Origin of the sequence: Streptomyces sp. NBC_00306, from assembly GCF_036169555.1 — a bacterium.
GTDB classification, from domain to species: domain Bacteria; phylum Actinomycetota; class Actinomycetes; order Streptomycetales; family Streptomycetaceae; genus Streptomyces; species Streptomyces achmelvichensis.
On sequence record NZ_CP108032.1, the window covers coordinates 2,256,087 to 2,268,916 of the forward strand.

At 72.2% G+C, this 12,830-nt stretch carries 11 protein-coding genes; 5 read left to right on the forward strand and 6 right to left on the reverse strand.

Going from position 1 to position 12,830, the window contains the following annotated elements; all coding sequences use genetic code 11:
• Positions 1–136: 136 nt before the first annotated feature.
• The 3 genes from OHA05_RS10075 to OHA05_RS10085 form a co-directional block, all read right to left on the reverse strand.
• Positions 137–1,159 carry an endonuclease/exonuclease/phosphatase family protein gene (locus tag OHA05_RS10075; protein WP_328860359.1) on the reverse strand — a complete coding sequence of 341 codons (1,023 nt, stop codon included), beginning with the start codon at positions 1,157–1,159 and terminating at the stop codon, positions 137–139.
• Between the two features lie 196 nt (positions 1,160–1,355).
• Complete coding sequence (locus OHA05_RS10080; protein ID WP_328860360.1) at positions 1,356–2,042, reverse strand: TetR/AcrR family transcriptional regulator; 687 nt, start codon at positions 2,040–2,042, stop codon at positions 1,356–1,358.
• 95 nt (positions 2,043–2,137) lie between these two features.
• Positions 2,138–3,736 (reverse strand): MFS transporter, encoded by a 1,599-nt coding sequence (locus OHA05_RS10085; protein WP_328860361.1) that lies wholly within the window; start codon positions 3,734–3,736, stop codon positions 2,138–2,140.
• A gap of 159 nt (positions 3,737–3,895) precedes the next feature.
• On the opposite strand from OHA05_RS10085, the gene panB reads away from it, so the two are divergent.
• The 3 genes from panB (at position 3,896) to OHA05_RS10100 (ending at position 6,805) form a co-directional block, all read left to right on the forward strand.
• A complete protein-coding gene (gene panB / locus OHA05_RS10090) occupies positions 3,896–4,756 on the forward strand; it encodes a 3-methyl-2-oxobutanoate hydroxymethyltransferase (RefSeq protein WP_313946687.1) in 861 nt (286 codons plus the stop codon).
• A 190-nt stretch (positions 4,757–4,946) separates the two neighbouring features.
• Entirely contained in the window at positions 4,947–5,960 is a 1,014-nt protein-coding gene (locus OHA05_RS10095; protein ID WP_313946686.1) for an ATP-binding cassette domain-containing protein, read from the forward strand.
• Positions 5,957–6,805: an ABC transporter permease gene (locus OHA05_RS10100; protein WP_391839081.1), complete on the forward strand. Its 849-nt coding sequence runs from the start codon at positions 5,957–5,959 to the stop codon at positions 6,803–6,805. The genes OHA05_RS10095 and OHA05_RS10100 overlap by 4 nt, the downstream gene beginning before the upstream one ends.
• Before the next feature lie 26 nt (positions 6,806–6,831).
• On the opposite strand, the gene OHA05_RS10105 is transcribed toward OHA05_RS10100, so the two are convergent.
• Entirely contained in the window at positions 6,832–10,194 is a 3,363-nt protein-coding gene (locus OHA05_RS10105; RefSeq protein ID WP_328860362.1) for an AfsR/SARP family transcriptional regulator, read from the reverse strand.
• A 125-nt stretch (positions 10,195–10,319) separates the two neighbouring features.
• Here OHA05_RS10105 and OHA05_RS10110 point away from each other — a divergent pair, with 125 nt between their 5' ends.
• Complete coding sequence (locus tag OHA05_RS10110; protein ID WP_313946684.1) at positions 10,320–11,114, forward strand: site-2 protease family protein; 795 nt, start codon at positions 10,320–10,322, stop codon at positions 11,112–11,114.
• Between the two features lie 34 nt (positions 11,115–11,148).
• On the opposite strand, the gene OHA05_RS10115 is transcribed toward OHA05_RS10110, so the two are convergent.
• Both OHA05_RS10115 and npdG read right to left on the reverse strand, forming a co-directional pair.
• A complete protein-coding gene (locus tag OHA05_RS10115) occupies positions 11,149–11,325 on the reverse strand; it encodes a hypothetical protein (protein ID WP_313946683.1) in 177 nt (58 codons plus the stop codon).
• 62 nt (positions 11,326–11,387) lie between these two features.
• Positions 11,388–12,101: an NADPH-dependent F420 reductase gene (gene npdG, locus OHA05_RS10120; protein ID WP_313946682.1), complete on the reverse strand. Its 714-nt coding sequence runs from the start codon at positions 12,099–12,101 to the stop codon at positions 11,388–11,390.
• A 95-nt stretch (positions 12,102–12,196) separates the two neighbouring features.
• On the opposite strand from npdG, the gene OHA05_RS10125 reads away from it, so the two are divergent.
• Complete coding sequence (locus OHA05_RS10125; RefSeq protein ID WP_313946681.1) at positions 12,197–12,802, forward strand: hypothetical protein; 606 nt, start codon at positions 12,197–12,199, stop codon at positions 12,800–12,802.
• Positions 12,803–12,830 lie beyond the last annotated feature (28 nt).

Consider the following 12,830-nt stretch of genomic DNA (forward strand, 5'->3'; position numbering starts at 1 on the left):
GGGTCTCACGAGCTGGGTCCCCCGGGTGAACGCCGGGTTTCGGTCCGGGGTCCCCGGCGGGCCCGCGGGGACCCGGAGACCTCGCGGACCTTGAGGACCACGCGGACCCGCGGACCCCGCGGACCGCAGACCGCGGTCAGAACCTGACGCGCGCCGCGATCGGCAGATGGTCGCTGTCCGTCTGCGGCAGCGTCCACGACGAGACCGGGTCGATCCCCCGCACCATGATCTGGTCGATCCGCGCCATCGGGAACGACGCCGGCCAGCTGAACCCGAACCCGTCCCCCGCCGCGCCCTGGGTGGAGCGCATCTGCGAGGTGATGGCCTTCAGCGAGCGGTCGTTCATCGTCCCGTTGAGGTCGCCGAGCAGCACGACCCTGGTGACCGGCTCGCGGGCGATCGCCTCGCCGAGCGCGTCGGCGCTGTTGTCCCGCTGGTTGGCGGTGAAGCCGGCGTTCAGCTTCACCCGCACCGAGGGCATGTGGGCCACGTACACCGCGACCGCGCCCTGCGGGGTCTGCACGGTGGAGCGCATCGCGCGCGTCCAGCCCATGTTGATGTCGACGGGCGCGGTGTCGCTCAGGGGGTACTTGCTCCACAGTCCGACCGTGCCCTGCACCGAGTGGTACTTGTACGTCCCCGCGAGCGCTTCCTCGTAGGTGGAGACCTGCCCCTGGGGCAGTTCCTGGAGGGCCACGACGTCCGCGCCGGAGGCGGCCACGTCCTGGGCGGTGCCCCCGGGGTCCGGGTTGCCCGCGTTCACGTTGTGCGTGGCGACCGTCAGATCGCCGCCGGCGACCGACTTGTCGGTCAGCAGCCCGCCGAAGAGGTTCAGCCACACGATCGTCGGAAGCAGCAGGGCGATCAGCGCGGTGGCCGACCGCCGCCACACGGCGGCGACGAGGATCACCGGGATGAAGACGCCCAGCCACGGGAGGAACGTCTCCGCGAGACTGCCGAGGTTCCCGATCCTGTTGGGCATCTGCGCGTGCAGGATCATCAGCAGCGCGATCACCACGGCGCACGACGCGAGGAGAAGACCGCGCCGCCAGATGCCGCTGTCACCCCGCCAGCGCTCCAGGAGGCGCCGGACCCGGGATGAGGTGAACCGGTCCCCCGGGCCGCCGTTCCCGGTCTCCGTCTTGTACGCCTGCACCATGGAGCTGTCCTCACTGCCTTGCCGTCACACCAGCCTCGGCGTCGACACTAGGCGATGACGGTACTTTCCCTGCCGCCCCGGGGCGGCCGTACTGTTTCGGAGACGACAGCGTGGCGCACGGGGTTCCTGGTATCGGGCCAGGTTGGGGCGCTGTGACAGAACACGCACACTTCGGGCAACACCTCGGCCCGGCGTGTCACACGGGCCCGCGGACCCCGGCGAGCACCGCGTCGACCATCCGTTCCGCGCTGCCCGCGCCCGGCGTTCCCCCGGACCGCAGCACGGTCCGTACGAGCATCGGGCCGAGGAACAGGTCGCCGAGCAGATCGACGTCGACGTCGTCACGGATCTCGCCCATCTCGACGCCCCGGCGCAGCACTTCGTCCATCCGGCGGCGACGGGGTGCCACCGAGGTGCGCTGGTACATGTCCCAGAGCCGGGGGTAACTCTGCATCTGGGCGAAGACGTTGTGCAGCAGGGCCGAAGCCCCTTTGTCGAGTCCGCGCCGGCGCACGGTCTCCACCATCGCGACCAGGTCGTCCCGGACCGAGGTGCCGGGCAGCGGCGGGTCCACCGGTTCGATGGAGCGGACGACGTCGACGAACAGCGCCTCCTTGCCCGCCCAGCGGCGGTAGACGGTGGCCTTGCCGACGCCGGCGGTGCGGGCGATGCGGTCGACGGAGAGTTCGCAGAGCGGCAGGCCCTCCTCCAGCAGGGTCACCACGGCCTCGATGATCGACCGTTCGGCCGCCTCGCTGCGCGGCCGGCCGCGGCGGACCACCGGCGCGGATCCGCCGGCGGTGCGGGGCTCGGCGTGACGCGCGGCCCGTGCGGGGCCGGGGGACTCACGGCCGGGGCGCGCCTGGCCGTCCTGCACGGGCATCTCCGCACCGCCTCTCACTGTCGTCACCGACCGCCGCCACCCGGTTCGTCGCGGCCCGATTCGCCGCCGCCGTCCGTCCGCCGCCGGGCCGCGGGTCAGCGTCCGGCGCCCTCCCGCTCGGGCAGCGCGTCGGGCTCGGGGGCCTGCCGGGCCGGGGCCCTGCCCGGCAGGAAGAGCGCCACGACGACCGCTCCGGCGACGGCCACAGCCGCCGCACAGGCGGCTGTCAGATGCATGGCGTCGAGAAAGGCGTCCTGCGCCGGGCCGACGAGCGCCCTGCCCGCCGGACCCATGGTGTCCGCCACACCGAGGGTGGCCTCGATCGATTCCCCTGCCGCGCTCCGGGCGTCCGCCGGCACGCTCAGCAGGTGCCCCTCGATCTCGCTGCGGTAGCGCGTGGACAGCAGTGAGCCGAGGACGGCGACGCCGAGCGCTCCGCCGACCTGGCGGAAGGTGTTGTTGATCGCGGAGCCGGACCCGGCCTTCTCGCGGGGCAGCGCCTGCATCACGGACAGCGTGACCGGCGGCATGATGTGCGCCATTCCCACGCCCTGGACGAACAGCATGAACTCCACGACCCACAGGGGCGTGGACGCGTCGAAGAAGACGAAGGCCGCGAGTCCGGCCGCGACCATCACCATGCCGACGGCGCAGACGGGACGGGCGCCGAACCGGTCGACGACGAGGCGGGCCCGCGGGGCGAAGACCACCTGGGCGACGGCGAGCGGCAGGACGAGCATGCCGGCGCGCAGCGGGCTGTAGCCGCGGATGCTCTGGAGGTAGAAGGCGGAGAAGAACGTCACGCCCATCACCGCGAAGAAGACCAGCGCCATGGCGGCGATCGCCGCGGAGAAGGCCGGCTTGGCGAAGCAGGAGAGGTCCAGCGCCGGATGGTCGATGTGCTTCTCGTACAGGACGAAGAGGGCCAGCACGACGAGGCCGCCGACCAGCGGGAGCAGCACGGACGCGGCGGTGAAGTCGGCGAGTTCGCCGCCGCGGATGATGCCGTACACCAGCAGCACCAGGCCGACGATGGACAGCAGCACACCGACGGGGTCGAGACGGCCGGGATTCGGGTCCTTGGAGTCGGGCACCAGGATCGCCATCGTGATCAGCGCGACGATCACGACGGGGACGTTGATCAGGAAGATCGAGCCCCACCAGAAGTGCTCCAGGAGCACTCCGCCGGTGAACGGGCCGATGGCGATGGCGACGCCCACGCTGCCCGTCCAGATCCCCATGGCCCGGGCCTGCTCGTCGCGCTCGAAGACGTTCATCAGGACGGCGAGCGTGGCAGGCATCACAAAGGCGGCGCCGAGGCCCATGATCGCCCGGTAGACGATGAGTTCCGAGGGGGTGGCGGAGAAGGCGGCGAGCGCGGAGCCCGTGCCGAACACCAGGACGCCCAGGAGCAGCACGTTCTTGCGCCCGAACCGGTCGCCGACCAGGCCGGCGGTGAACAGGAGGCCGGCGAAGACGAGCGTGTAGGCGTTGATGGCCCACTCCAGCTCGCTCTGGGTGGCGCCGATGCCCGTGGGTGCGGGGGTGGCGATCGTCTTGACCGCCACATTCAGGATCGAGTTGTCCAGCACCACGATGAGCATGCTGAACGTCAGGACGGTGAGGATCGCCCAGCGTCGACGGTGGACGATTTCGGGGACGGAGGGTGCGACACGACCCGGCGGTGTGGCCATCGGCGCAGAATATCCCATTTCGATACGAAATCGTCTCGTATGGCAGGCCGACACCCGGCCGGCCCCCTCCCCTTCCGTCCGGACGGCACGAGGTGCCACCATGGAGCTGATCCGGGGACGCCGTCAGGGTGCCTCGAGATGACGAAGGAGCCGTTAGCCATGACGCTTCAGGCTGCCCAGAAGCCCACCGACAGCAGCAAGGCGCTGTACGGCGGCAAGGGCACTCGCCGCATCACGGTCCACGACATCACCGCCGCCAAGGAACGCGGCGAGAAGTGGCCCATGCTGACCGCCTACGACGCGATGACCGCCTCCGTCTTCGACGAGGCCGGTATCCCGGTGATGCTCGTCGGCGACTCGATGGGCAACACCCACCTCGGCTACGACACCACCGTGCCGGTCACCATGGACGAGATGACCCTGCTCGCCGCGGCGGTCGTCCGCGGCACCAGCCGCGCCCTCATCGTCGGCGACCTCCCGTTCGGTTCGTACCAGGAGGGGCCCGTCCAGGCCCTGCGCAACGCCACCCGGCTGGTCAAGGAGGCGGGCGTCGGCGCGGTCAAGCTGGAGGGCGGCGAGCGCTCGCTGCCGCAGACCGAGCTGATCGTCCAGTCCGGCATCCCCGTGATGTCCCACCTGGGCCTGACCCCGCAGTCCGTGAACACCATGGGCTACCGGGTACAGGGCCGCGGCGACGAGGCGGCCCACCGGCTGGTGCGCGACGCCAAGGCCGCGCAGGACGCCGGCGCCTTCGCGGTCGTCCTCGAACTGGTCCCCGCGGAGCTGGCCGCCGAGGTCACCCGGTCCCTGCACATCCCGACGATCGGCATCGGCGCCGGGCCCGACACGGACGCCCAGGTCCTCGTCTGGACGGACATGGCGGGCCTCACGGGCGGCAAGGTGCCGCGCTTCACCAAGCAGTACGCCGATCTGCGCCGGACGCTCGGCGACGCCGCGAAGGCCTTCGCCGACGATGTCGTCGGCGGTGCGTTCCCGCAGGAAGAGCACACCTTCCACTAGCCACTCCCGGCACAGACGACAGCCCGCCGATCTTCCCCCGTCGGCGGGCTGTCGGCATGCTCACGTCAGAAATCGCCCGCGCGGGGGCGGCCCCTCCCCGAGCAGCCGGACACCGGCCGTCGACCGGCCGTCGACAAGGTGTCGGCGGCTTGTCGGTGGGCTGTCGGTGGGACCCTGCATTGTTGACGCCATGACGCGAATCGACAAGAACCCGGACGGCGGCAAGGACAACGCCGTCGAGGTGCGGGGGCTGGTCAAGCACTACGGCGAGACCAAGGCGCTGGACGGGGTGGACCTGGACGTCCGCGAGGGCACCGTGCTCGGTGTGCTCGGCCCCAACGGCGCCGGCAAGACCACACTCGTACGCTGCCTCTCCACCCTCGTCACCCCCGACGCCGGCACCGCGATCGTGGCGGGCTACGACGTGGTGAAGCAGCCGCGGCAGCTGCGCCGCACCATCGGACTCACCGGTCAGTACGCCTCGGTCGACGAGAAGCTGTCCGGCTGGGAGAACCTCTACATGATCGGGCGGCTGCTCGATCTGCCGCGCAGGGCCGCACGGCAGCGCGCCGACGAGATGCTGGAGCGCTTCTCGCTCACCGACGCGGCGAAGCGGCCCGCGATGCAGTACTCCGGCGGTATGCGCCGGCGTCTCGACCTCGCCGCCTCGATGATCGGGCAGCCGGCCGTGCTCTATCTGGACGAGCCGACGACCGGACTCGACCCCCGGACCCGCAACGAGGTCTGGGACGAGGTGCAGCGGATGGTCGCGGAGGGGGCGACCGTCCTGCTCACCACCCAGTACATGGAAGAGGCCGAGCAGCTCGCGAACGAGCTCACGGTCATCGACCGCGGGCGGGTCATCGCCAACGGCCGGGTGGACGAGCTCAAGGCCAAGGTCGGCGGACGCACCCTGCAGATCCGGCCGTCCGACCCCGCTCAGCTGCCCGCGATGGCGCGGGTCCTCGCCGAGGCGGGACTCGACGGCGTCTCCGGCGCCACCGTCGTGCCCGACGAGGGCCTGCTGTACGTGCCGATCCTCAGCGACGCCCAACTGACCGCAGTCGTCGGCCTGATGGGCTCGCACGGCTTCGGCATCGCCCACATCGGCACCCATCTGCCCAGCCTCGACGAGGTGTTCCTGGCCATCACGGGCGAGAAGACGTCCGTGTCCGACACGATCGAAGAGGAGGTCGCCGCGTGAGCACGGCAACTGCCACCCCCGCGCCCACCGAAGCGCCCGCCCGACGCCCCGAGGCGCCGGCCGGCGAGGGCCGGATCGGCCTGCGCGGCAATCTGCGCCACATCGGCGCCCTGGTGCGCCGCAACGCGCTCCAGATCAAGCAGGACCCGGAGTCGATGTTCGACGCCGTGCTCATGCCGATCATCTTCACCCTGCTGTTCGTGTACGTCTTCGGCGGCGCGATCTCCGGCAAGGGCAACCAGGACGCGTACGTCAACTACGTGATCCCCGGCCTGATGGCCATGATGGGCATGAACATCGCCATGGCCGTCGGCACCGGTGTCAACGACGACTTCAAGAAGGGCGTGATGGACCGCTTCCGGTCCATGCCCATCGCACGGTCCTCGGTGCTCATCGCCAAGATCGTCGTCGAGGTCGGCCGCATGCTGGTCGCCACCACGATCCTGCTCGGCATGGGCTTCGCGCTCGGCCTGGAGATCAAGACCTCGGTGCTGCACCTGTTCGCGGCGATCGGTCTGTCCACGATCTTCGGCGCCTCGCTGATGTGGATCTTCATTCTGCTCGGTCTCACCATGAAGACGGCACAGGCCGTCCAGGGAGTGGCCATGCTCGTACTGATGCCGCTCCAGTTCGGGTCGTCGATCTTCGCCCCGCCGACGACGATGCCCGGCTGGCTGGAGAGCTTCACCGACTACAACCCGCTGTCCAACCTCGCGGACGCGGCACGGGCCCTGATCAACGGCGGTGCGGTCGCCCACTCGGTGTGGATGACGCTCGCCTGGGCCGCCGCGATCACGGTGGTGACCGCGCCGCTCGCGGTCGCCAAGTTCCGCAAGAAGACCTGAGTCCGCGGCCCGGTGGGGCCGGCGGATCAGATCAGGGCGGCGGCCTCGTCCACAGTGAGGCCGTCGCCCTCGGCGTAGGCGCGCTCATAGCCCTCGTCGCCGAGTTGTCCGCGCAGGACCGTCTCGCACTCGGCGCGGTTCTCCCGCTCGTGCAGGGCCGCGAAGTGACGGGGCGGCAGCTGGGCGTCGGCCACCGCGAGCATCCGGGCCGCGTCCGCCGAGCGTTCCGGCCGGTCCAGCGCGACCGCCCGGGCGGCCGTCACCAGATGCATGGAGAGCATTTGAGGGGCGACCATCATGCTCAGCGGGTCGCGTGCCCGCTCCAGCGCCGTGCGCGCGCCTGCCACCGCCTTGGGGTAGAAGCCGTCGACGAGATCGAGCCAGGCGACGAACCCGATCACCATGCCTTCGAAAATGGCCAGGGTGTTGGAGCGGAACTGCTCCATCAGATGGGCGATCTCGACCCGCGCTTCCTCGCTTCGGCCGGTGCTGCCGAGCCGCAGGGCGAGGAAGAGCCGGGCGACGGCTCTCGATTCGTTCTCCAGGCCGCGGTTCTCGGCGAGGACCTCGCGGATGATCCGCTCGCCCTGCTCGCCCTCGCCGATCTCCATCATGATCCCCGCGAGCCGGCACCGCAGGACGGCCACCTGCGCCTGCGCGCCGATCCGTTCGGCGTATCCGATGGCCGCGCGGAAGTCCTCGGCGGCGCCCGTGTACTCGCCGCGCCGCTCCTGGGCCTCACCGCGCGCCGAGAGGGACTCGGCCGCGCCCCAGGCGTCACCGAGCCGGACGAAGATCTCCAGCGACTCGTCGGCGTCGCGGGTCGCGTCGCCGGCCCAATGGGTGCGGTTGGCCAGGACGTTGGCGCGGTTCTGGAGTGCGGCGGCGAGCTCCCACTCGTAACCGTAGGCGCGGCAGGCGCTGACGGTCTCGTCCAGCAGCGCCTTCAGGCTGTTGATGTCACCGGTCATCAGGACGGCGAAGAACCACAGCGCGCCGGGCGAGCGGCAGGTCTGCGGCAGGCCGGGGGCGTAGACCCGGGTGACGCTGCGCAGCCAGTCCATGGCCTCGGGGGTGGTCCACGCGTCGAGGTCGTGGTTCATGAAGACCATGCGCATCAGCGCGACGCAGCGCCGGGCCTCCTGCAGCAGCTCGGGCCCCATGGGCGGCGGGGCGTCCGTGAACCGTTCGAAGACCGGGGGCGCGGGCTCGGCCGGCGGCAGGAACGGATCCGGGCCGAGCGCACCGGCGGCGGAGGCCCAGTGCCGGGCCTCCGACCGCAGGTCCCGCATCTGCCAGTACCAGGCCAGCGAGAGGACGACGTGCAGCGCCTCCTGCTCGTCGCGGGCCGCGACGGCCCGGCGCATGGCGGTGCGCAGGTTCTCGTACTCGCGCTCGAAGAGGTCGATGGCGGCACGCTGGTCCGGGCCGCGCAGGAGCGGGTCCGTCGTCCGGGCCACCTCCCGGTAGTGGACGAGGTGGCGGCACTCCACGGCGGACCGCTCGCCGGCCTCGTCGAGACGCTCGGCGGCGTACTCACCCACGGTTTCCAGGAGCCGGTAGCGCATCAGGCCGTCCGGGGCGGGGGCGGCGACGACGAGCGACTTGTCGATGAGGGATCCGAGGCTGTCGGCGACGTCACCGGGGTGGGACGGACGGGCACCGGGCCGGGCGCCGTCCGGGCCGGCGTCCTCCGGGTCGGCGCAGACCGCCTCGGCGGCGGCCAGGTCGCAGCCGCCGGCGAAGACCGACAGCCGCCGCAGGACGGTCCGTTCGGCGTCGTCGAGCAGGTCCCAGGACCAGTCGACGACGGCGCGCAGGGTCTGCTGGCGCGGCAGGACGGTGCGGCTGCCGCCGGTCAGCAGCCGGAAGCGGTCGTCGAGACGGTCGGCGATCTGCCGCGGGGTGAGCATACGCAGGCGGGCCGCGGCGAGTTCGATGGCCAGCGGCAGTCCGTCGAGGCGGTGGCAGATCTCCGCGGCCGCCTCCTTGTCGTCCTCGATCCGGAAGCCCGGGCGGGCGGCCGTGCCGCGGTCCGCGAAGAGCCGCAGCGCCATCGGATCGGGCAGCGGGTCCACCGGTCGCACCAACTCGCCCGGAACACCGAGGGGTTCCCGGCTCGTGGCGAGCACGGTGAGGCCCGGGCAGTGCTGGAGCAGCCGCTCGGCGAGCACGGCGGCGGCCTCGATCACATGCTCGCAGTTGTCGAGCAGCAGCAGCATGCGGCGGTGCGAGCAGTGCTCGACGAGGCGGACGAGCGGGTCGTCGCCGTGCCGCTCGGCGGCCCGCAACTCCTCCGCACCGGCGCCGCGCAGCACGGTCTCGCGCCCGCCGAGGGCGGTGAGAACGGCGTCCGGCACGTTGTCGGGGTCGTCCACGGGGGCGAGTTCGGCCATCCAGACGCCGTCGGGCCACGCCATGTGCGGCGCGGCGTGCTCGGCGGCCTCCTGCGACAGCCGTGTCTTCCCGGCCCCGCCGGGCCCGAGGAGGGTGACGAGCCGGGCGGCGCCGAGGTCCTGGCGGATGGCGTCGATGTCGGCGTCGCGGCCGACGAAGGAGGTGAGCCGTGCGCGGAGGTTGCCCGCGCCGCGCACGGGACCGGTGTCCGTGCCGTCCACGTCCGGCCGCCCGTTGCCCGCCGTCTGCGCGGGAGCGGTGTCGGCGGCCGGGTCCGCCAGCAACTCCGCGTGCAGGGAGCGCAGTTCGGGCCCCGGATCGGCGCCCAGACGGTTGGCGAGGGATCTGCGCACCGTGTCGTACGCGGCCAGCGCCTCCGCCGGGCGGCCCGTGGCCCGCAGCGCGCGCAGCCGCAGCGCCTGGAGCGACTCGTCGATCGGATGGTCCTCGCAGAGCGCCACCAGCTCCGGCAGCGCCTCCTCGGCGCGGCCGAGGGCCAGCGCGGTCGCGAGTCGGGTACGCCGGGCGTCCAGGCGGCGGGCCTCCCAGCGGGCCGATTCGGCCGCGCGGGCGGGCAGGTCCGCGAGCACCGGGTCCTGCCACAGAGCGAGGGCGTCGTCGAGGAGGGCCGCGGCCTTGACCGGGTCGCCGCGTTCCAGCGCCCGCGCCCCCTCCCCCGCCAGCCGGTCGAAGCGGTGCAGGTCCACGTCGTCCCCGTCGGCGCACAGCCGGTAGCCGCCGCCCTCGGGTGAGGCGACCGCCTCGCGGCCCAGCACCCGGCGCAGCCGGCCCACGAGCGCCTGGACCGCGCCGACCGCGTCCGCCGGCGGATCGCCGTCCCACACCTCGTCCACGAGGGTGGTGACGGGGACCGTACGACCGGGCCGCAGCGCCAGGACGGTCAGCAGCGTCCGCAGCCGCGCACCGCCGAGCGCGACGGGTGTTCCGTCGTCGTGCCATGCCTGAGTGGTGCCGAGTAGCGAGAAGCGCACCCGCCCATTGTCCCTGCCGCGCCCGCGGACCCGTGCGGCAGGAACCCCCGGGCCGTCCCGGAACGTTCTGTTTCCGTCACCGGTACGGTCGACCGCACGTCCCCGCATCCCCAGGAGCCGCACCCATGACCACCGCCACCTCCCGCCACAGCGGCCGGGGCATCAGTCCCGTCTTCCTCGGCATCGTCGCCGTGATGGCGGTGACCGGCTGGGCGGTGTGGACGGAGTTCTCCGCGAGCACGGGCCTCGCGGTGTTCCTGTTCGTCACCTCGGCCTGGGTCGTCTCGCTCTGTCTCCACGAGTACGCGCACGCCCGGACCGCGCTGCACAGCGGCGACATCTCCATCGGGACGAAGGGGTATCTCACCCTCAACCCCCTCGCCTACACACATGCGCTGCTGAGCATCGTGCTGCCGGTGCTGTTCGTGATCATGGGCGGTATCGGTCTGCCGGGCGGCGCGGTCTTCATCGAGCGGAACCGCATCCACGGCCGCTGGAAGCACAGTCTGATCTCGGCCGCCGGGCCGCTGACGAACGTCCTGTTCGCGGTCGCCTGTACCGCCCCGTTCTGGCTGGACGCGCTGGACGGCGTGCCGCCGGTGTTCCAGTACGCGCTGGGGTTCCTCGCGCTGCTCCAGGTCTCCGCGGCGATCCTGAACTTCCTGCCGGTGCCGGGCCTCGACGGCTACGGCGTGATCGAGCCCTGGCTCTCGTACAAGATCCGCCGGCAGGTGGAGCCGTTCGCACCGTTCGGACTGATCGCGGTGTTCGGTCTGCTGTGGATCCCCGAGGTGAACGGGCTGTTCTTCGACGCGGTCGACGCGATCCTGCGCGGGCTCGGCGTCGAGACCGGGTTCCCGGGCTGCGGGCTGGACTACTACCGCTTCTGGCAGGGGACGCCCGAGGCCTGCCCGGCGTGACGGGGGCGAGGCCGGGGCGGCAAGGGCGCGCGGGTCAGCCGGCGGCGCGCTCCGCCTTAGCGCGGCGGAAGTAGTACCACGCCATGTTCGAGGTGAGGCCGGCGATCAGCACCCAGAGGATCCCGAGCCAGCTTCCCTGCACGAACGAGACCACGGCCGCCACGACGGCGAGCACGCAGAAGATGAGGGCGTAGAGAGCGAGGCGGGGCATGGGGTACGGCTCCTGTCGGGGGGTGATTCGTCCCGCCCAGTGTCCCCCATGCCCCCGCGCGACTACACGTCGGTGACGCGGAGCCCGGCGTGTGCCTTGTAGCGCCGGTTCACCGAGATCAGATTGGCGACCAGGGACTCGACCTGGTGGGCGTTGCGCAGCCGGCCCGCGAACACTCCGCGCATCCCGGGGATGCGTGCCGCGATCGCCTGCACGATGTCGGTGTCCTCGCGCGACTCGCCCAGCACCATCACATCGGTGTCGATCTCCTCGATCGACTCGTCCTGGAGCAGCACCGCGGACAGATGGTGGAAGGCGGCGGTCACCCGGGAGTCCGGCAGCAGGGCTGCGGCCTGCTCGGCGGCGCTGCCCTCCTCCGGCTTGAGCGCGTAGGCGCCCTTCTTGTCGAAGCCGAGCGGGTTGACGCAGTCGACGACCAGCTTGCCCGCGAGCTCCTTCTGGAGGGTCTCGAGCGTCTTGGCGTGCCCGTCCCACGGCACCGCGACGATCACCACGTCACTGCGGCGCGCGCACTCCGCGTTGTCCGCCCCCTCGACGCCGAGGCCCAGTTCGGCGGCGGCGGTCTCGGCGCGCTCCGCCGCGCGGGATCCGATGATCACCTTCTGCCCGGCCCGGGCGAGGCGGTAGGCGAGCCCGCGCCCCTGGTCCCCGGTGCCGCCGAGCACGCCGACGACCAGGCCGGACACGTCCGGGAGGTCCCAGGGGTCCTTGGCCGCGGGCTTCGGCGCCGTGCCTGCGTTGTCAGTAGAAGTCATGCAGCCGACCTTACTTGCTGGTATCGGGCTCACGAACGGGTGAGCCGCACCGAAGCCCGCCCGCCGGCGCGGGGTGTCGGGCAGGATGCGGGGCCATGGATGCCGTACGCGTCGCGCTGCTGCGCGAAGTCCTCGCGGGTACCGAGTGGCCGGCGGCGACCCGGCGGTTCGCCGGGGTCCTGCGGTCGTCCGTGGTCCCGCAGGGCGGCGGGCTGCTGCTGGTGGGGACCGAGGCGTACGAGCCCTGGCATCTCGCGGCGCATCTGGTGGACGAGGCCGCGTGGTCGGGGCAGCCGGAACTGACGCCGACGCTGGTACGCCACCGGGTCCGGCCCGGGGACCCGCCGCAGCTCGCGGTGGGACTCGGCCGGCTGGAGGCGGCGCGCCGCGGCGAGACGCTGCTGGTGGTCGCGCCGGGGCAGCCGGAGGCGGAGCTGCTGGAGCGGGTGCACGACGCGCGGCGGGCCGGTGCGACGGTGCTGGCGCTGGACGGCGGGGATCCGGAGGTGCACGGGCTCGCGCACGAGGCGCTGACGGTGACCGCGGCCGCGGACGAGGTCGATCTGGACACCGTGCAGCATCTGGTGAGCGCGGCGGCCGGGGAGAACAGTCTGCCGGTGGCACGCGGCCGGCGGAGCCTGCGGGACCGGCTCTCGCGCCTCGCCGACCAGCTGACCTCGCCGCCGCCGCCTCGCTGGTAGTCCGTCGCCTCCCAGGAAATCCGGTTGC

What these genes read in the sequence shown, in the direction of transcription:
- OHA05_RS10075 (WP_328860359.1), bottom strand. Translation starts at nt 1,159, where the DNA reads ATGGTGCAGGCGTACAAGACGGAGACCGGGAACGGCGGCCCGGGGGAC.
- OHA05_RS10080 (WP_328860360.1), bottom strand. Translation starts at nt 2,042, where the DNA reads ATGCCCGTGCAGGACGGCCAGGCGCGCCCCGGCCGTGAGTCCCCCGGC.
- OHA05_RS10085 (WP_328860361.1), bottom strand. Translation starts at nt 3,736, where the DNA reads ATGGCCACACCGCCGGGTCGTGTCGCACCCTCCGTCCCCGAAATCGTC.
- panB (WP_313946687.1), top strand. Translation starts at nt 3,896, where the DNA reads ATGACGCTTCAGGCTGCCCAGAAGCCCACCGACAGCAGCAAGGCGCTG.
- OHA05_RS10095 (WP_313946686.1), top strand. Translation starts at nt 4,947, where the DNA reads ATGACGCGAATCGACAAGAACCCGGACGGCGGCAAGGACAACGCCGTC.
- OHA05_RS10110 (WP_313946684.1), top strand. Translation starts at nt 10,320, where the DNA reads ATGACCACCGCCACCTCCCGCCACAGCGGCCGGGGCATCAGTCCCGTC.
- OHA05_RS10115 (WP_313946683.1), bottom strand. Translation starts at nt 11,325, where the DNA reads ATGCCCCGCCTCGCTCTCTACGCCCTCATCTTCTGCGTGCTCGCCGTC.
- npdG (WP_313946682.1), bottom strand. Translation starts at nt 12,101, where the DNA reads ATGACTTCTACTGACAACGCAGGCACGGCGCCGAAGCCCGCGGCCAAG.
- OHA05_RS10125 (WP_313946681.1), top strand. Translation starts at nt 12,197, where the DNA reads ATGGATGCCGTACGCGTCGCGCTGCTGCGCGAAGTCCTCGCGGGTACC.